Here is a 19,215-nt window from a genome sequence, read left to right as displayed (position 1 = left end):
AACCCATATGAAATTTTTGCACAAATATATCGCCAGACTGATTTTTGTAGCGCAACTGCTTGCCGCCTCCGCGGCCTTGGGAGCCGGGTCGGTCTCGACTACGGAGGTGCGCCGCTGGCAGGAGGCCAGGACCGCATTTTACCTGCTGGATGTCCGCTCGGGCCAGGCCTTTGCCCGAAAACACCTCCAGGGTGCCGTCAACATCCCGGCCTTTGTCGTCCATAAAAAAGGTCTCCCAAAAACGGATACCCTGGTCCTGTATGACAGCGGCGTCGGTTCCACAGAGGCAAGGATGGCTGCGGAGCGGTTGTCTGCCGAAGGCTACAGCAAGGTCTACATCCTTGAGGGCGGCTTTGCCAGGTGGGAAGCCAATGGACTCCCCCTGGAAGCACCTATGGGGGTTCTCAGTACAAAACTGATAGAGACTATTACCGTGACCGAATTACAGCAGGTAATGCTGGACAAGGGCGCACTGACTCTGGTGGACCTGCGCGCACCCCTGCTGTTCCAGATCGGCAGCATCCCCGGGGCGCAGAGTGCTCCGCGGGCGGCATTTGCCAGGGCAGCGGCCGCTTGGCCGAAAGATGAGCTCGTAGTCCTTTTTGATGGTGGTGATACTGAAGCGGAACAGCAGGCGGAAGTGCTGCGCCGGGCAGGATTCAAGCTGATCCGCTTCTTGCATGGGGGGTACCCTGAGTGGAAAAGACAGAACGCATCATAACGACCATCAGGCTCTTCTGCTCTCTGCTGGCAGTTGCCCTGCTGATCGGCGCATCTTCTGCGTATGCTGAGACCACGGTTGGCGGTGCCATTGTTGCCGATACAACCTGGTCTGCAGCCCAGGGGCCGTACCTGGTGACGTCCGATGTTTCGGTCGAGAACAGCGCGCTGCTGACCGTAGAAGCGGGTGTCACAGTCCGCTTCCAGGCCACCCGCCGGCTGACGGTTCAAAGCGGCGGTCTGAACGTCGCAGGTACTGCAGCGGCCCCGGTTCTGTTTACCTCGGCCAGCAACATCACCGGCGGAACCCCGGCAGCCGGCGACTGGGCCGGACTCCGGTTTCTGGACGGCACCGTCGATGCCGCCACGATCATCTCATACCTGACGGTCAGTTACGGTTCCACCACCTCCCTGAACGGAGCCTCACCAACATTTAACAACTGCCGCTTCGAGCATAACAGCGACTATGCACTGGCGATCGATCTGACATCCTTTCCCCATGGCAGCGGCAACAGCGCTGTTGGTAACGGGGTCAATGCCATCAAGGTCCCGGCCGGCGTGATGACGCTCTCCGGGGCCTGGGACCTGACCAGCATCCCCTATTTCCTGGAAGGGGCCGTGTACGTCGGGCTGGCGCCGACGCTGAGCGGGATGACCCCGGCTATTGTCGAACAAGCCGCCACAATCGATGCAGCCCTGCTCGGCACCCGCCTGAACGGTGCTACCCAGGTGGTCTTTTCCGATCCCGCCGTCACCGCTGCGGTCCAGGCCGGCGGCACGGCCACATCCCTGCCGGTCAGGATCAGCGCCTCGGCAACGGCACCGCTGGGAGCGCTGGGCGTCACCGTGTCCACACCAGCCGGAGATGTCTTCCTTCCGTCGGCCATACAGGTGATTCCGCCGACACCGCTGATCGCATCGGTAACGCCCAATCGCCTGTACATCAACCGTCCGGCAGCAACCGTTGCGATTGCAGGGCAGAATTTCACCGCGGAATCAGTCGCCTACCTGGATGGTACGGCACTGGCCACGACCTTTGTTTCCCCATCCTCCCTGACGGCAACGGTGCCCAGCCAACTCCTGGCCCACGCGGCACAGCTTCAGGTGAAGAATCCTGATCCACGTTCGGCCGGCAGTTTCATCGTTTCTACGATCATACCCTTCACGGTCGAACTGCCCCAGTTCAGCTTCTCACCCGCCACCCTGACCATGCGCCAGGGCGAGACCAACAGCACGCTCAGCCTGACAATCCCGTTTACGGCGCCGGCCGGCGGCATCACCGCCAACCTGGTCAGCACCAACACGGTGGCTGCCACAGTCCCCGCTACGGCAACCATCCCGGAGGGCGCATCGTCCATCCCCGTTGATGTCAGTGCCCCCAATACCAGCAACACCCATGATGTGGCCCTTGAGGTGCATGCCAACCAGAACAACTGGAGCGGCAACAAGGCCACAGTCACAGTCCGTCCGGAGCCGACGGCCAACCTGTCGCCGGTGACACTCCTGGCGGGACAGGGCTTTACCTTCTTCCTGAGCGTCAACCTGACCGATCCGGCCCCGGCCGGCGGCCTGGTAGTCACGTTAACGGCGACACCAGGCGGGGTTGTGACCCTGCCTGCTGCTGTGACCGTGCCGGCGGGTGCGACCCAGGCGCAGGTCACCGTCAGCAATACGGGCATCGGGACAACAACCATCAGCGGCGCCCCGGCGGCAGGTTTTACGGCCGGCGACACCTGTACGGTGACGGTCAGGCCGGTCCAGACCACCAATGTCACCCCGCTGGTAAGTCCGCTGGTAGGGGTCATGGTCGCAACAACCCCGCCCACCAACAGCACCACTGTCACCTATACACCACTGCTATCCCGGCCGGTGGGCATCGCCTACGGTCCGATCATCAGCGGTCTGGCGCCGGACCGGGCTCCCTTCGGCAGCCAGAATCTGCTGGTGCGGGTCAACGGCAGCGGCTTTGCCCCGGACAGTTCCGTGGCCATATCGCCGTCTCTGTCCGGGGTAAGCCTGCGCAGCGATCCGATCGTGGTAGCGGGAGACGGCAGTTACGTCGAGTTCCGGATCGATATTGCGGCCGATGCCCAGGTCATGGACAGGTTCGTAACCGTCACCTCCAACGGCAAGACCGTCCCAGCTGCAACAGCTGATGCCAACCGCTTCAAGGTCACCTGGCCGGCACCTGAACTCTGGTCGCTGCCCGTCAACACAGCGGTCGTCAATACGACCATGACCCTGCAGCTGAGCGGCAGGTTCTTCCAGGGGGCGACTGCGATCGCCTTTGAACCGGCCCAGGGGATTCTGATCGGCAGCCCGATAACGGTCAGTGCTGACGGCACGACAACGTCCGTACCGGTGTATATCTCAGCTGAGGCGACACCCGGCACGCGGGTGGTCTGGATTACAACGCCCGGTGGCAGTACCAGCAAGCTTCAGCAGACCGGCAATGTCTTCAGGATACTGACCTTGGCCGATCCGGGCACCACCTATACGCCGCTGGTTTCGTCATCCGTAGGGGTAATGCTTCAGACGACTCCACCAACGACCAGCCGCGATGTTACCTACACCCCCGTGACAGCCAGGGTCGTGGGCGTGTCCGTGGGCTCGGTCGTGACCTCTGTAGCGCCGATCAGCGGGGCGATCGGCACAACGGATCTGCGCCTGCGGGTCAACGGATATGGCCTCGGCGGAGTAGACTCCTTCAGCATCGAACCGAACACCGGTCTTACCATCACCCGACCGGAACCGCCGGTTGCGCCGGACGGGAGCTGGGCCGAGGCCCTGGTTTCCATTGCACCGGATGCCCCACTGACCCAGCGGGTGGTGGTACTGAAACAGGGGGCGGTCGCCATACCCGCGGCAACAGCAGAGGCGAACCGCTTCCGTGTCACCCTGCCGGTGCCGGAAATGACCAGCATCTTCCCGAACCGCAGCAAGGCCGGCACCACCGTTACCCTAACGGTCAACGGCCGCCTGTTGACCGGGGCAACCGCGATCTCCTTGACGCCGCCGGACGGCATCACTGTAACCGGGCTGTCGGTTGCGAGCGACGGTACCAGTGCCCAGGCAACGGTCATCATCGCCGCCAATGCACCGATCGGCCAGCGGGTGGTCACGATCACCACCCCGGGCGGTACAACCTCCGCCGCCCCGGGCATCAATATCTTCGAGGTAATCGACCCGGCGGTGCTGGAATCGACCTACGCCGCGGTCATATCGCGCGCAGTCGGCGTCAGCATCCCGACCACCCCTCCACCGACCAGCCATGATGTCAGTTACGGGGCGATCGTCTCCACTGCTGTCGGGGTCTCCATCCCGGTTGCGCCGCCCGCAACCCAGCATGATGTCACCTATACGCCGATTGTTGCCCGGCCGGTGGGTGTCGCTGTCGGGGCGGTCATGACCGCCATGAGCCCTGCTGCCATCGTACCGGGCACAACCAGGACGCTGACCTTCAGCGGAATAGCCCTGGATGCGGTCACCTCCCTGGACATCTGGCCCAATACCGGCCTGACGAACGGAGCGTTCGCTGCCTCACCGGACGGCAGTTCGCTGACCGTCGATGTAACGGTTGCCGCCGGTGCCGCTCGGGCGCCGCGGGTTGTAGTTCTGAAAACTGCAACCGGGCAGGTGTCAACCCCGCTGCCCGGCTCCAATCGCCTGTATGTGGGGGCGTTGCCGGAAATCACCTCGATCGCCCCGAGTCTGCGGAGTGCCGGTGATGTTGCCTTTACGCTGACGGTGAACGGAAATTACCTGGATAGCGCCACGACGGTCCGCTTCGAACCGCCTGACGGCATAACCGTGCTTAATCCGCCGGTGATCAATGCCAGCGGCAACATTGCGACCGTGACGGTGCTCATTGACGGTATGGCCGCGGGCGGCCAGCGGATTGTGGTCATTGAGGGGCCCTACGGATCATCCGGCTCCGTCAGCGGCTCCAATAATACCTTTACCGTCTATCGGCCGGTTGTGCAGGCTCCGGCCCCGGCACGAAACCTGGCCGGGGTACGACCAACGAAACGGGCAGCGGTTCCGCTTGCCCGAAGCTCTGACCCTGCAGGTCTGACGGCATTGTTGCTGGGTGCTCCGGATACCATTCCCGTAGTCAGGAAGGCGTTGTCGTACCGCACAACAGACAGCATATCTCTGCTTCGGCCTGAGCAGTTGTCACCTTTCAGCATATCTGCTTGTGAAAAATTCCTGCGCCCCTCTGCGCAGTTCCTGTCGATGATCGGCTGGGGGTATCGCGCCCCGCCGGGCGTTGGGGTATGAGCTGAGCGCTGAAGAAAAAAATCGAATAACAGACATACTGGAGGTTCATACTATGAAGACAGGATTCAGCAGATTTTCGAGTTACGTGCTGGCAACAGTGGCCCTGCTTGGGGTGCCGACAACAGCACTGGCGGTGTTCGACAGCGGCAGCCAATGCGGAACAGAACCGGTGGGAGCTTCCTGCCTGGGGGCCTTCAGCCCGACGGTCACAACCGTCATCGACCTGCCTCCCGACGGCATACTGCATTATTCTACATTCACCGTCCCTGCAGGTATAACGGTGTCGTTCAAGCGCAACGCCGCCAATACACCGGTCACCATTCTGGCCTCGGGCAATGTTACGGTTGCCGGCTCACTATGGGTTGGATATTCAAAAAATCCGACCCCTTCAGGGCAATCGACCGCCGATGGCGGCCTGCTGGGTGACGATGGACAGCCCGGCATAGGCGGACCGGGTGGTTTTGACGGCGGCGCCGGCGGCCTGTCCCCGCTCTTCGGCGGTACCGCCCTGGTTGGCGGCGGAGCGGGAAAAGGGCCGGGCGGGGGCCAGACAGGCATCGGAAGCTGGAGTAACCAAGGTTTGATTGGCATGTCCGGCGGCGGCGGGGCATTTGCCGCTGCTGCCAACGGTGGATACTACCCTGCTGCCAGCGGCACACCCTACGGCCAGGCCACTCTCCTGCCTTTGATTGGTGGTTCAGGCGGTGGTGGCGGCGGCGCCGGGACAGCCTTTACCGGCGGCGGCGGCGGCGGTGGTGGCGGTGCGATCCTGATTGCGTCTTCAGGGATCATAAATGTGACGGGTTATATCTATGCTGATGGCGGCGCCGGCGCCGAAAGCCAGGGTGCCAATTGCGGCGGCGGTGGCGGTGGCGGCGCTGGGGGCGGTATCAGGCTGGTGGCAGATCAGCTCGTGCGCAGCGGCGCCGGTTATCTGTATGCCCGCGGTGGCGGCGGGGCGGGTTCCTGTGCCAGTTCAGCGTCGAATGGCGGAGTTGGTTATATCCGCCTGGAAGTGCCGGCTAGCGGCTCTTTCAGCCCGAGCTGGAATCAGGGCTATGCAGATCCGGACTATACGTTTGTGGCCAATGCAACGACGGCCAAACTGTTTGTCCCCAACAGCCCGACCCTGACCATCGCCAGTGTTAATGGTATCGCTGTTCCGGCCAACCCGACCGGTGTTGCGGACATAACGCTGGCGGAAGGGACCGCTGCCGTTCCGGTGGTTATCAATGCCACCAATGTGCCGGTAGATACGTCGGTCAAGATTTATCTGGTACGGACAAACGGCACCCGTTCCGAGGTTACGCCCAGCCCAGCCCTGGCCGGGACCCTGGCAGCCAGCACGGCAACGCCGACCCCCTCGGTGACCTTCCTGCCCGGGAATACGACGGTCATGGCAGCGGTGACCTACACGGTGACCGAGCTGATCGTGGCCTCGCTGCCGCGCTTCAACGGTGAAGCGGTCGCCAGGATCAGGGTCGAAACCGAGATGGGTGGACAGTCCAGGACGATCTATATCACCGCCTCCGGCAAGGAATACCCGGCCGCAGCGGCGCAGCAGAAAAAGGCAGCGACCTGATGCGGGCCGTCTGACCCGGGAGCCGGAAGATGAAACGTGAGGAGCACGCCATGTCTGACAATACCCGTTTAGTAAGTTACAAATTATTTTCTGCGCTTTTTGGCAAGAAAATAATCTTGATAACTTACTTATCCTGTTTTTCAGGGTTAGGAATGGTACCGCGCAGGGCAACAGGATCAGCTGTCCTGTTGCTGGTGATCTGGCTTGTGGTTCATGCCGGGCCATGCTGCGCGGGTGCTCCGCTTGTCAGCGGGATCGAGGTGAGCGACGTCACCCCCGGATCGTTTGCGGTTGCCTGGCAAAGCAGCGAAGCGGCCAGCGGTGCACTGTACCTTTTCCAGGGGGACTGCCTCACCCCGATTCCCAATCCGCTCCTCTCCAGCGAAGGAAACGACCAGAGCGGCTTCGTCAGGGTGACGGCCGCTGACCTCTCCCCCAATACGACCTACTGCTACCAGACCGTGACCACCTCAAAGAGCAGCTCCGAGACCCTGGTGTATCCGACCAGCCCTGTTCCTGTCATCACGCAGAAGGCAATTACCCGGGGTATGCCGGCCGGAGGAAAAACAGTACCCTTTGCCAATGACCTGCTGCAGATTCCGCCCCCCTATATCCCCTCGCTGCTGCACAACCAGGCAGGTATGCTGATCGTTCTGCGGCTGCTCGACAATAAGGCGGACACACCACTATCCCTGCTCCTGACGGCTGATGCGACACGGAATTCGTTCAACATGAACAACCTCTTCGACCCGGTCAGCAGGCAGAGCCTCAACCTAGCGGGGGGTGAACGGGTCAGGCTGACCGAGCGGCATGGCAACCTGGGGTGCGCTGCCATCGAGCGCTTCCGCAGGGTGCCAACGGATCTGGAGGTTACTCGGGGAAGCGCATTCGAGCGCTGTGCCCGGCCGCTCGACATTGACTGCAACAACAAGGTAAATATCCTGGATATCCTGCGTGTGGCCCGCGCCATCGGCACCTCTACGGGCGACACCTGTTTCAACAGCGATCTTGACATTAACGCCGACGGCACGGTTAACCAACTGGATGCAGATGCCGTGTCAGGGGGCTTCGATGCGACCCCGTAACGGAACCATAGCGGCCCTGCTGATGGCCGCCCTGCTTTTGCTTCTGTCTCCGCTGGCCCGTGCAGCGGAGGTCCGGCTGGTCCCGGCGACCGTCAGCGCAACCGTTGGAGATGTGGTCGCGCTCGCAATCCAGGTGGACAGTGCGACAACCCTGGCCGGATTCCAGTTCGACTTCACCTTTACACCCACGGCCCTGGAGGTAAAGAAGATCACCATCGCGCCGGCCTTCGAACATCTGGTGCGGGGCAGCTACGACAATGCAGCGGGCAGCGGTCTGGTCGCGGCCTATGGCGTGAGTGCCGTCCCGGTCTCAGGCACCAATATTACCCTGGCCACGCTCGAATTCACCGTCAAGGCGAGCGGTGCTGCCACGGTCAATTTTGCCAACCAGCTGCTGGGAGCATACGGCGGCGATGAAATCCCGTCCACAAAGGGTACCGTTGATGGCACCCTGATAACTAGCAAGTTGCTGGCCACAATTACTCTGTCCGGACTGACCCAGGTCTACGACGGGACCCCCAGGAGCGTCACGGTAACCACGGAGCCGCCCGATCTGCCGGTAGGCATCACCTACGACGGTTCTGTTGCCGCACCGGTCGCTATCGGGCGTTATGCGGTCGTGGCAACCGTCAACCATGCCGCATATGCGGGATCTGCCAGCGGGACGCTGTTTGTTTCCGCTCCGCACCCCTTCCGCATCGCCGGCACACCTCCTCTGTACTATCCGACTCTGGCCGAAGCCTATCTGAACGCCAAGGACACAGATGTTATCGAGATCAAAGGGGGAACGGTTGCTGAGGATTTAATCGCCGACCGGAGTGTTGGCGTGACCCTGAAGGGGGGCTTTGATGACCTCTTCAGCCCGAACCGGTCAGGCAGCACCGCGATTCAAGGCATGGTTTCACTGCGGGCCGGCAAAGTGGTCATGAACGGGATCCGGGTGAAGGCCGCATCCGCCGGACCTGATATCACCGCCCCGGTTGTTGCCCTTTCAGCACTACCGCCGCTCACCGCCTTGACGGTGCAGGTGTCCTTCAGCGCCAGCGACGCAGTCGGTGTGACCGGTTACCTGCTCAGCGAATCTCCGCTGCCCCCAATAGCAGTTGATCCGGGATGGCTCACATCAGCGCCCGCCAGCTACACCTTTGGCACGTTCGGCGACAAGACCCTGTATGGCTACGCCAAAGATGCGGCCGGCAACGTCGGTTCTGCGGTTGCCTCATTCGGCGTGTATGCGGCATCGCAAACGCTGACCGTTACCACGAACGGCAACGGTACCGGCACGGTCCGGAGTTCCCAGCCGGGAATCATCTGCTCCAGCGCTTCACCTGATGGCTGTTCCGCAAGCTTCAGCTACAGCCCCCAGGGGGTCGATCTTGCGGCGGAAGCCGACACCGGCTCCGTATTCGGTGGCTGGTCGGGTGCCTGTAGCGGCATGGGAGCCTGCAACGTCAATATGAGCAATCCGCGCACGGTAACCGCGACCTTTACGGCTGCGCCCTACGTCCGCATCGCTGCCACCAGCTACGCTTCGTTGCAGGAGGCCTATGACAAGGCCAGGAGTGGTGATGAAATCATGCTACTGGAAGGCAGCCTGTCCGGCCAGACAGGCACGCTGACCGCCAATCGCGCTGTCAGCATCACGATCAGCGGCGGATATAACGCCGCGTATTCAGGGGTGAACGCTGAAACCATCCTGCCGGGTCAGATGGTTCTGAAGGCGGGCACGGTTGTTGTGAAGAATGTCAAGGTGAGGCCGTGAGGTTTGGGGGACTTCTCATGATACAAAGAGGAATGCTGCTAAATGATAACTGAAATCTGATCGTCAGCGAACTCATACTGACCCTTTCTGCAGATGCATCGGAGTATTCTCCGTTGCCATGCTTGGAAAAGGAAAGGCCGCTCACCGTACTGCGAACGTACGGGAAGCGGCCTTTGCTTATGTTATTCAAGTAAGCAGGGGCTTAAATTGTTTTTTCGTTCACACCGGAAGTATCGACACAGAAGGCATATGCAACCAGCGCCAGCCCCAGCAGGCAGGCAGAGATCCCGAATCCCCAGCGATACGCCTCCAGCGGCAGGATACTGTTCGTTGCAGATTGCCAGCGCCCCATGATGATCCCGGTCATCTGCTGGAAAATGGCGGCCCCCAGCATAACGAAAAAGTTCAGGGCTGTCAGCGCGGTACCCGCAATTACGAGCGGGAACGATTCCTTGGCCTGTGCATAGAGCAGATAGATGGCCGCGCTGGTAAAACCCAGCAACCAGAATTGAATCACCAATCCCCAGCTCTCCAGCGGCAGATGAACGGCCAGGCTGGAAAAGATCAGCAGCATGACGCAATGGATCGCCAGGGCTAGAGGTTTACGCCGCCCGATGCGATCTGACCAGTATCCCCAGAAAGGCGCACCGCAGAAGATACCAATCGGAATTGCCAGGAGGATGTTACCTGCCGCGGCCTTGGTCATGCCATAGGTGTGCATGAGAAAGGGGCCGCCCCACAGGCCCTGGGCCGTCACAAGTACTCCATAGGATGCGAAGCCGAGTGGCGCAATCCGCCAGAAGGGGCCATTGCCGAAGACAGTGCGCAATCCGTTCCACATGTCGGCAACCGAAGGCGGGGCGTGAAGCTGCATGCCCGGCTGCAGCGGCGGACGGTCGCGGGCGATCAGATATATTCCAGCTGCAAGCAGCAGGGTCACTGCTGCCATCAATCCGCACGCCCAGCGCCAGCCAACTGCCTCACTCATCCAGGCCAGGGGTGTGGTGGCGCCAACGCCCCCCAGATTGCCGACAGCGACCAATATGCCGGACAGGGTGGCAAATTCGTGGGGAGAGAACCAGGTGGTGAGCATCTTGAATGATCCCATCAGCACTGCTGCCATGCCCAGTCCGATCCCGGCCCGGGCCAGCACCGCCATGCCCCCGGATTCCGCCAGGGCAAAGGCAACGGCGCTCGCAGCTCCGAAACAGGCCAGAAGTGTTATGATGAGACGAGGACCAAACCGGTCCAGCATCGGTCCCATGGGAAGTTGAGCCAGACCGAAGGCGTAGAAAAAAGCACCCCCCACCAAGCCCAGCATCTCGGGCGAAAGGCTCAGATCCCGACTCAGGTCGCCGGCGATGACGGCATTGGACACGCGCCAGAAGCCGGAGATGATGTAGGTGCTGCAGCACATCGCAAAGATGTACCAGCGGTACTGCGCAGAATGCTTGATCGCCATGCATATTCTCCCGTTTCGAGATGCTCAACCAGGCGGCTGGCAAACTATATCACGGGATATGGGCCGGATCACGCTATTAACGCCACACAAACGCAGGAGATCTCCAGGGACCAAAAGGTGACAACGCCTTCGCGGCGGTTGAAATAGATCAAAATTATTATTATGATCTCACCTCATCTGCACAAAGCACACGCCATTCGATTTGAAGGAGCTGAGCAATGCGAAAGATTGCCGGATCACAGATGCTGTCAGTCGTAATCATGCTGGCCTGCAGCACAACGCTGCAAGCAGCCGAAACCCGGACACCCACCCCTGAAGAAATCAGGGAGCAGCTGCGGCGCTACAACGAATCGGGGACGGTGATGGCCCCGCTGCAACCCCGTCAAGCACCTGCCCATGTGGAGCAGTTCAACCGGGCCGTATCGCTCCACACCAGGAAAAACCCGACCGCCCGTGAATTAAAGGAAGCCGCCGCATTGTACCAGGCCGCAGCAGATGCCGGAATACCACAGGCTGCCACCAACCTGGCGCTGTTGTACCTGGAAGGCAAAGGGGTCAAAAAGGATGTAAAAAAGGGGGTGGCCCTGTTGAACTCCGCATCAGCCAAGAATGAAACCCAGGCCGACATAGCCCTGGCCAGGCTCTACCTGACCGGCAGGGATGTGAAAAAGGATGAGAAAAAGGGTGAGGCGCTCCTCAATAAGGCGGCCAAGGCCGGGAATCAGAATGCGGTCAAGATGCTGGCGGAATACAGGGAGTGGAAAAAGAAGAATGAGCTTGCCATGAAGCAGTACCAGGATCTGATGAAACAGGTCCAGTCCGCACAGAACAAGCCGGTGGCGCCGCAGCCGTTCCAGCTCTTGCCCCGGCCACCCCGTGTGATTGATTCCAGATTCCCCGTCATTCCCGGCTATACACACCTTACAGCTCATCAGGCGCCAATGCCGTCATTTATCGACGTGGCCGCCCAGCCCCCGGTTTTCAAGGTGATTCCGGATGGTAATGATGGATTCCAGCCGCTCCACATCGAAAAAGTGGACCGATAGGTTACGGTCGATCTGCAACACGCAAAACCAGAAACATACAGATCTGTTTTGCCAATATTATCAGTAGGCTACCTGATGTTGGCGTGCCCTGTAATCCTGCAGATATCAGGGGCGCTCAAACGAAGATTCTTCCAGTATCCAGTGCCATAGCCGCAGAATATTTCTGCACCGACCGCAATCCTTTTGTTTGCCACGATGCAGACCTTGCCGTTCTCATCAAGTGTTATCCGGGAATTATTCTTGAACGCGGATTGGATCAGGCCTGAAGCATCATTGGCATATTTGGCAAAACAGTTCACGGTCTTGGAATCCATAATAGTACCGTCAGGCATGTTGATGAAGTAGGCATCGTCACCATGTGCGGTTCGGCGTTGAGCCTCTGTATCGGACAGAATCCTGCCTTTGAATATGGAGACGACCTCGTCCTTGTAGATCGGAATTGCAGTGAAAAGTCCTCGACCTGATTCAGGTATTTGAGATTCCTTGATGTATAGATAATCATGTTCGTCAGCATCGATGTGGTGTGAATCAGAATTGGAATACTTTTTAAAGCTGGTAGTGTGTTTCATATAGTCGGCCTCTTTCATAACGAGAAAAGCCGACACATCATTGGGTCGGCTTTTCTCATGCTACACTATCCAAATAGGAAGAACTGGTTAAGCTGCCTTAGTAGAACAGCAGCCACCGCTTTTATGCTGATCACCGGTGCAATCGCTTTTGGCCTTCTGCTCTGATTCTACTTCAACTGCTTCCGTAGTCCCGTTACAGCTTTTCTCAACTGATTTTTCACCACATTTACACATGTACGACCCCTTTTCTTTCTATATTCCGTCTGGGCGTATAGTCTCATTAATTCTTGAAAATTACCAGGCTAAAGAATCTAAACAGGTCTTATTTGATTGTTTCAATGCATTAGGTTGCAAACTTCTTGGCCCCATAAAATGCGTGAACTTTTCCCAATTACGGCGACTTTCCTACACACAATCTGATTGTTTTTCGTACTACGGTTCAATCCTGGTTCCCAGAACAAGCAGGAATTTAGCAAGCCAGTCAGGATGAGCAGGCCATGCCGGAGCAGTAACCAACATACCGTCGACGTGGCCCTTGTCCATGGGAATGTCTATATAAGTCCCGCCTGCGCGAGTGACATCCGGTCCCACTGCCGGATAGGCGGAGCAGGTTTTTCCCTCAATGACTCCGGCTGCGGCAAGCAACTGTGCACCATGACAGATGGAAGCAATGGGCTTGTTGGCGTTCGAAAAGTGTTGCACAATCTTCAGCACCGTATCGTTCAGACGAATGTATTCCGGTGCCCGCCCACCCGGGATAACCAGTGCGTCATATTCTTCAGCTTTTACCTCAGCAAAAGTCGCATTCAGTGCAAAGTTATGACCGGGCTTTTCGCTGTAGGTCTGGTCTCCCTCGAAATCGTGTATCGCGGTGCGCACCGTATCGCCTGATTTCTTGCCAGGACAGACAGCATGGACTATGTGCCCGACCATCAAGAGTGCCTGAAAGGGGACCATGACCTCATAATCCTCCACGTAATCGCCTACCAACATCAATATTTTTTTTACGCTCACCGTGATCTCCTTTCTGTTGCTTGTAGTAATTGAATTTCCCTGAAATAATCCTGACCTCAGCGATTAACCATCCCGAAAATCTAGACAATATCTTCCTTCCTAAAACGCTTGAAAAGCAATGCGCCAAGAATAAGGCAGTAAAGAACGACATTGATGAGTGGATATACCGTGCCGAATCCATGCAATGATCCGCTCTCTATCAATGAAGCTGCCAGTTGTTGAACGCCTAAGAGCTTTGGCCATAAAAAATAAACAACTTTCCACCATGTCACGTCTGACAGTGGGCTGCTAACCGGTTGCTGCATCATCGCCTGCGCCATCTGACTGTGGCTGGCAGCAGCTATGCCGTCAGCCACAAAGCCAACAGCACCGATGCCCAGAACAGACAGAAATGCGATCATATCGGACATCAGGAGCGACAAAAGGAGCACAGCAATAATCACAAAGAGCAGGTTGATCGAACAGAGCAGCGAGGCAGCGAGGTACCCCGGCATGAAAACCTTCAGATTGATGGATGTGATCAAGAACACGATGCTATGCAAGATGAACATGAATAGTATCGATAAGACCCATAACCCAAGGATCTTCCCCGTAACATACTGCCAACGGGCTATCGGTTTGGACAAAATACACGCTTGCATGCCCTCGTTCCGGTCGCGCCTGAATATCCGCATCGACAGCAAGGACGCTATGACCATCACGCCGGCACCAATGATGTGGAAGGTCACCTTCGCTAAAATTTTGACAATGGTTACGGCATCAAGAGATTGTCCGTTCACCATGTAGTTGCCTTGATAACAGCCACGAAGGAGAAATACGCAGATAGCGCAGATAACGAACATGACAACAAAACTTCTCTGCTGTACCTCGTCAATAAGCGTGTATTTGGTAATCCTTGTAATGTGAGGAAGTGCTTTCGAAGTTTCCATGTCAACCTTTCACCAATCTTACAAACACATCTTCCAGCGTCTCACCGTCCTTGACAATGGCGGAGATCGTGTCTTTTACCAAAAGCTTGCCACGATTGATGATAGCCGCAGTATCGCATATTTTTTCGACTTCCGACAGTAGATGCGAATTCAGGAAGACCGTCATGCCTTGACCTTTAAGCGACTCCAGGAGCTGGCGTAATTCCCTGATACCGATGGGGTCCAAACCGGAGGTAGGCTCATCCAGAATTAACAGCTTGGGATTTCCCATGAGCGCAGCGCCTAATCCGAAGCGCTGAATCATGCCCTTTGAATATGTAGCAACCTTTGCATGCTCCCTGCCTTGCATGCCGATCAGCTCGACAATGCGCCTGCATTGATCTGTTGCCTCGGACCGGCTTATCTCCAATAATTCAGCGCAGCGCAGCAGGTAGTGCCACCCAGAAAGATATGGTGGAATCTGGTGGTTCTCGGCAAGATACCCGATGGATGCCCGGCATTCTGCATGCGTGCTTGGAATGCCACTAAATGACAAACTTCCCGATGTCGGTTGTGTAAAATCGAGCAGCATCTTAACGATGGTCGTCTTCCCGGCACCATTGGGCCCAAGCAGGGCAAAATACTCACCTGTCGTGACAGAGAAGGAGACATCGTCAACAGCCGTTAGGGAATCGTATCGTTTGGTAACGTTTTTCAATTCAATCATATTGTGGACTCGCAGTAAATCTCAGGAGAATTCCTATCATTTTCTGTTTTTCAGGTAAACGAAGATACCCATGATGATAATGAATACTGCAAATGGTGCAAGAGCAAACTTGATGGCAAGTGGGTCAATGTGCATTGTTCAGCCGAAGATTCTCTCCCACAACGTAGTCGCCGTAGCTCATCCCGTCGTCGCGCAGGACGTTGCAGTAGTTCCAGAGTTTTTGTACGATTGCGGCTGGGGTCATGTATGGTTCTCGTTTCGTTTTGATGTAATGTTCATTTATATTGCTTATTTTTGTGTTGATCTTTAGCACAATATACGTATCATTATCTGTGCAATATAACTCATGGAGGATAGATATGTCACGCGCAACCGTCACACTTCCCCAGGACCTGCTGACAGAATTAGTGGCACTGGTCGGGGCCAGAAGCAAGACCGAAGCTGTCATTACTGCAGTCAAAGACGAGATCCGCCAGCGCAAGCTGAGCCGCATCAAGTCCATGGCCGGAAAGATGGAGTTTACCGGCACTGCCGATGAACTGCGCCATGGAGACAACCGTCTTGGCTAGGGTACTAATAGACACCTCGGTCTGGATCGAGTTTTTCCGTCAACGCGAACCGTATCACAGCAAGGTAACGAAGCTTATCGACGACGATCAGGTCGTCTGCGGCGGCATCATCCTTGCCGAACTGATGCAGGGGGCGAAGTCAGACAAGGAGCTTGCCATTCTCGATGACTTCCTGAAGGTTTTCACTTTCATTCCCGAAACACCCGAATTATGGGCTGCTGCCGGAAAATTGTCAGGCAAACTGCGTCGCAAGGGTATCACGGTCGGCCTGTCCGACTGCTTTATTGCTACTGCCGCCGCTTCGGTCAAGGTTCAGGTGGCCACCCTGGACAGCCACTTCGAGGTACTTGGCAAGCCAGCGGGAATTACTCTCTATCCGTTTGATTGAATCAGGTTACTGGCGCACTAGACTGGGGGTCTAGTGGTCGCTTTTTGCTCACGTTTCAGCTCAGTTTGAGGTATAATCCACCCATGAAAAAGTCACTTCTTGAAACCAATCCCTACTTGAAAGACCCGGTTGAGCGCGATAATGCACTTGTTCGAAATGTAGTGTCCTCATCTGCTATTGAGGGTATTCGTGTCACAAGAAGTGCAAAAACCGGTAAGTTTGTGGCACCATCCAAAGACCTCAAACATCCTGTGGATGTTGGCAAAGACCTCCCGATAATATCAACAAACAACCGCTTCATCGGCAGATAATTCCTGTCTATTCCTGCTCGTACGGCTGCAAAGTGTCAATCGGCATTGAATTTTGACCCGCTATAGGCGTTCAATTTTGACCCACCCCAGCAGTAGTTTTTAGTTGTTTATCCTCGTTCTGATTCTCCAGCTTTCATTTCCGGTTTCCACTATCTCGCAGTGATGAGTGATCCTGTCCAGCAGGGCTGTCGTCATCTTTCCATCCCCGAATACCTGTGGCCATTCGCCGAACGTCAGGTTGGTTGTTATGATCAGCGATGTTCTCTCGTAAAGCTTCGAGATCAGGTGGAACAGGAGTTGGCCGCCGTTCTTGGAGAATGGCAGGTAACCCAGTTCGTCAAGGACAACCAGGTCATGCCTTGCCAGGTGTTCCGCCAGCTTGCCACCCCGGTTGTCGAGTTTCTCCTGCTCCAACTGGTTCACCAGATCCAGTACGTTGAAGAACCTGGCTTTCCTGCCATTTCTGATACTCTGCCGAGCTATGGAGATGGCAAGGTGCGTCTTGCCGGTTCCGGTACCGCCGACCATGATGATGTTGCTGTGATCGGACAGGAAGCTGCCATCATAGAGGGTTCTGACTTGCATCTCATTGACTGGTGTGGCTGCGAACTCGAACCGGTCGAGATCCTTGTCTACCGGGAACCTGGCCAGACTCATGCGGTAACGGATGCTTCTTAACTTCCTCTCCGCCATCTCCGCTTCCAGGAGGTCGCACAGTATCTTGTCCGGAGTGGCCCGACTCTTTATCCCTGCCGCCAGCACCTCATCAAGGATGGACTTCATTCCGTACAGTCCGAGCGTCCCGATGGCTTCCATCAGTCGGTCACGCAGTACCATAGGCACCTCCCGAGAGGAGGCGGTCATAGCGGTAACAGTCCACCACCGGGACCAACCTGAGCAGCGGCAACTGTGCTGACGGCTGCAGCGGTTCCGGTTGCGGCTCATCGTGTGTGCGTGACAGAATGGTGAGTATGACATCGCTGCTGACCGTCTTGTCGGCTATCGATTTGGCGCACGCTTCTGCCACGGCTTCCAAGCCATAACGACGGACGACGCTCAATATCCCCACGAACTGGCGATCTCCGTCGCTGCGTTCCGCCAGTATCTTTCTGACCTCACCCATCGATTCCGGCAGATCCCATTCCTTGAAGGGGGCACCGTTTCGCAAGGCTCCCGGTTTCTGCTCCAGTACGGCGATATAATGCCAGGGGTCGTAGATGACCTTGTCACGACTGAGGTTACGGTCGTGGACTCCAACCGTTGTGCCGTTCATTACGATGATCACCCGGCTTGCGTATGCACGTACTGAGACTGTTTTACCGACAGCCATCGCATTGACGCTGTAACGGTTGCGGTCGAAGCTGATCAGGAGCTGCGGCGACACACGCGCAACGCTTTCCTGATAACCATCAAACGGAGACGGCATACTCAGCAGACGGTTGCGCTCTTCGGCAAACACCTCGTCAATGGTTCTGGTCCTGAGCTCGGGATGCTTGAAAGTGGCGGCGTGATTGCGGCACTGGTCCAGTAGCCATTCGTTCAACTCAGCCACGTCCTTGAACCGCCTACGCTGGGCAAAGAAACGTTTCCTGACTACGCCGACCTGGTTCTCGACCTGTCCCTTCTCCCAACCTGCGGCTGGCGTACAGGCTACCGGTTCAAACAGGTAGTGGGAGGCCAGGTTCTGGAAGCGACGGTTGAACACCCGGTCTTTGCCCATCAGCACCTTGGTAACTACCGTCTTCAGGTTGTCGTAGATGCCTCGCCTGCAGACACCGCCAAAGAACTCGAAGGCCCGGACATGGGCATCCATGACCATCTCAAGAGTTTCACGGGTATAGGCGACACAGAACGGTTTGCGGCTGTGACACAGGCGGAAGTGGGCGATCTTTATCTCTACGGGGACACCACCGAGTTCGACCTTCTCGTAACTCCAGTCGAACTGGAAAGCGTCACCAGGGTCATAGGCAAGGGGTATGAAGGCCTTTACAGCAGCCGTGCCGTCTGCTTTCTTCCAGTTGCTCACATAGCGGCGGACGCTGTCATAGCCTCCTTCGTATCCTGCACGCTGTAGCTGCTCAAACAGGATCTGAGAGCTTCTGCGATGGCGAACAGGCTTGCTGTTGTCCTCAGCCAGCCATTCAGAAAGGCTGGCTTCAAAGGAGCCGAGCTTCGGACGTGGCTGTTCAGTCCTTACGTACTTCTGGTCGGTCATGCCGGTGCGGAGGATGGTTCTGACGGTGTTCCTGGCAAGGTTGAATTCGCGGGTTATCTCCCGGATGCCTTTGCCATCTCGGTAGTGGGCGTGACGGACTTTGCGGATGGTTTCCACGTTCAGCATCTCCTTTCGGTACTCCTCTCTCTGGTTGGTTCCAGAGAGTATGGAGGAAGGTGCTGAGGTGGGTCAATTTTGGACGCCGATTATCCCCCTAAGTGGGTCAATATTGCATGCCGATTCACAGTGATAATTAATCTATTCAGACACCTTTAACAACTGGAATGCCTTTTCCAAATTGGTGAAGGCTTCTGCGTGGATTCCATCTAGCTATTTTGATTCTCTCGGACCTGCAATATTAAGGACATTGATGCACTGCCCAAGAATCCAACGGATAACATGGATGGTTCGTTTAGTTGGTCATCATCCAATTGTATGATGAGGCTGGATTTGCTGTATTTGACAGTGAACTAATGGGTACACCATCGGGCAAATCATCGATCTGAGCAGGATAAGTAATCTGATCACGTGAGCGGGTCACTCGGTTTTCATGAAGCCTGGTATCAATATCCTTTA

Annotated in this window: 16 protein-coding genes; 9 read left to right on the top strand and 7 right to left on the bottom strand. The window is 57.0% G+C overall.

Going from position 1 to position 19,215, the window contains the following annotated elements; genetic code table 11:
- Nucleotides 1–7: 7 nt before the first annotated feature.
- From ACOCF6_RS10335 to ACOCF6_RS10315, 5 genes are all read left to right on the top strand, one after another.
- Nucleotides 8–721: a rhodanese-like domain-containing protein gene (locus ACOCF6_RS10335; protein WP_482460301.1), complete on the top strand. Its 714-nt coding sequence runs from the start codon at nucleotides 8–10 to the stop codon at nucleotides 719–721.
- A complete protein-coding gene (locus ACOCF6_RS10330) occupies nucleotides 697–5,001 on the top strand; it encodes a beta strand repeat-containing protein (RefSeq protein ID WP_482460300.1) in 4,305 nt (1,434 codons plus the stop codon). Before ACOCF6_RS10335 ends, ACOCF6_RS10330 begins: the two co-directional genes overlap by 25 nt.
- A 52-nt stretch (nucleotides 5,002–5,053) precedes the next feature.
- Nucleotides 5,054–6,583, top strand: coding sequence for a hypothetical protein (locus ACOCF6_RS10325; RefSeq protein WP_482460299.1), 1,530 nt, complete (start codon nucleotides 5,054–5,056; stop codon nucleotides 6,581–6,583).
- Between the two features lie 152 nt (nucleotides 6,584–6,735).
- Nucleotides 6,736–7,668: a dockerin type I domain-containing protein gene (locus ACOCF6_RS10320; protein ID WP_482460298.1), complete on the top strand. Its 933-nt coding sequence runs from the start codon at nucleotides 6,736–6,738 to the stop codon at nucleotides 7,666–7,668.
- Nucleotides 7,655–9,430, top strand: a complete 1,776-nt coding sequence (locus ACOCF6_RS10315) for an MBG domain-containing protein (RefSeq protein ID WP_482460297.1) — start codon at nucleotides 7,655–7,657, stop codon at nucleotides 9,428–9,430. Before ACOCF6_RS10320 ends, ACOCF6_RS10315 begins: the two co-directional genes overlap by 14 nt.
- Before the next feature lie 202 nt (nucleotides 9,431–9,632).
- Here ACOCF6_RS10315 and ACOCF6_RS10310 read toward each other — a convergent pair whose 3' ends face one another.
- Nucleotides 9,633–10,892, bottom strand: coding sequence for an MFS transporter (locus tag ACOCF6_RS10310; RefSeq protein ID WP_482460296.1), 1,260 nt, complete (start codon nucleotides 10,890–10,892; stop codon nucleotides 9,633–9,635).
- 218 nt (nucleotides 10,893–11,110) lie between these two features.
- On the opposite strand from ACOCF6_RS10310, the gene ACOCF6_RS10305 reads away from it, so the two are divergent.
- Nucleotides 11,111–11,938 (top strand): tetratricopeptide repeat protein, encoded by an 828-nt coding sequence (locus tag ACOCF6_RS10305; protein WP_482460295.1) that lies wholly within the window; start codon nucleotides 11,111–11,113, stop codon nucleotides 11,936–11,938.
- A gap of 68 nt (nucleotides 11,939–12,006) precedes the next feature.
- Here the strand turns inward: ACOCF6_RS10305 and ACOCF6_RS10300 are convergent, their stop codons facing one another.
- From ACOCF6_RS10300 to ACOCF6_RS10285, 4 genes are all read right to left on the bottom strand, one after another.
- A complete protein-coding gene (locus tag ACOCF6_RS10300) occupies nucleotides 12,007–12,507 on the bottom strand; it encodes an SET domain-containing protein-lysine N-methyltransferase (RefSeq protein WP_482460294.1) in 501 nt (166 codons plus the stop codon).
- Nucleotides 12,508–12,939: 432 nt separating this feature from the next.
- Nucleotides 12,940–13,521: a DJ-1/PfpI family protein gene (locus ACOCF6_RS10295; protein WP_482460293.1), complete on the bottom strand. Its 582-nt coding sequence runs from the start codon at nucleotides 13,519–13,521 to the stop codon at nucleotides 12,940–12,942.
- Between the two features lie 80 nt (nucleotides 13,522–13,601).
- Complete coding sequence (locus tag ACOCF6_RS10290) at nucleotides 13,602–14,450, bottom strand: ABC transporter permease subunit (RefSeq protein ID WP_482460292.1); 849 nt, start codon at nucleotides 14,448–14,450, stop codon at nucleotides 13,602–13,604.
- Between the two features lies 1 nt (nucleotide 14,451).
- Nucleotides 14,452–15,156, bottom strand: a complete 705-nt coding sequence (locus tag ACOCF6_RS10285) for an ABC transporter ATP-binding protein (protein ID WP_482460291.1) — start codon at nucleotides 15,154–15,156, stop codon at nucleotides 14,452–14,454.
- A gap of 359 nt (nucleotides 15,157–15,515) precedes the next feature.
- Here ACOCF6_RS10285 and ACOCF6_RS10280 point away from each other — a divergent pair, with 359 nt between their 5' ends.
- From ACOCF6_RS10280 to ACOCF6_RS10270, 3 genes are all read left to right on the top strand, one after another.
- Nucleotides 15,516–15,725: a DUF2191 domain-containing protein gene (locus tag ACOCF6_RS10280; protein ID WP_482460290.1), complete on the top strand. Its 210-nt coding sequence runs from the start codon at nucleotides 15,516–15,518 to the stop codon at nucleotides 15,723–15,725.
- Nucleotides 15,718–16,113, top strand: coding sequence for a type II toxin-antitoxin system VapC family toxin (gene vapC, locus ACOCF6_RS10275; RefSeq protein WP_482460289.1), 396 nt, complete (start codon nucleotides 15,718–15,720; stop codon nucleotides 16,111–16,113). The genes ACOCF6_RS10280 and vapC overlap by 8 nt, the downstream gene beginning before the upstream one ends.
- Before the next feature lie 83 nt (nucleotides 16,114–16,196).
- A complete protein-coding gene (locus ACOCF6_RS10270) occupies nucleotides 16,197–16,424 on the top strand; it encodes a hypothetical protein (protein WP_482460288.1) in 228 nt (75 codons plus the stop codon).
- A gap of 99 nt (nucleotides 16,425–16,523) precedes the next feature.
- Here ACOCF6_RS10270 and istB read toward each other — a convergent pair whose 3' ends face one another.
- Both istB and istA read right to left on the bottom strand, forming a co-directional pair.
- Nucleotides 16,524–17,261 carry an IS21-like element helper ATPase IstB gene (gene istB, locus ACOCF6_RS10265; RefSeq protein WP_482458893.1) on the bottom strand — a complete coding sequence of 246 codons (738 nt, stop codon included), beginning with the start codon at nucleotides 17,259–17,261 and terminating at the stop codon, nucleotides 16,524–16,526.
- Nucleotides 17,248–18,765 carry an IS21 family transposase gene (istA, locus tag ACOCF6_RS10260; protein ID WP_482458892.1) on the bottom strand — a complete coding sequence of 506 codons (1,518 nt, stop codon included), beginning with the start codon at nucleotides 18,763–18,765 and terminating at the stop codon, nucleotides 17,248–17,250. The genes istB and istA overlap by 14 nt, the downstream gene beginning before the upstream one ends.
- Nucleotides 18,766–19,215 lie beyond the last annotated feature (450 nt).

The sequence above is a fragment of the Geobacter psychrophilus genome (genome assembly GCF_056821595.1).
The sequence above is the reverse complement of the archived record's forward strand: the minus strand, read 5'-3'. Positions and strand labels throughout refer to the sequence as shown.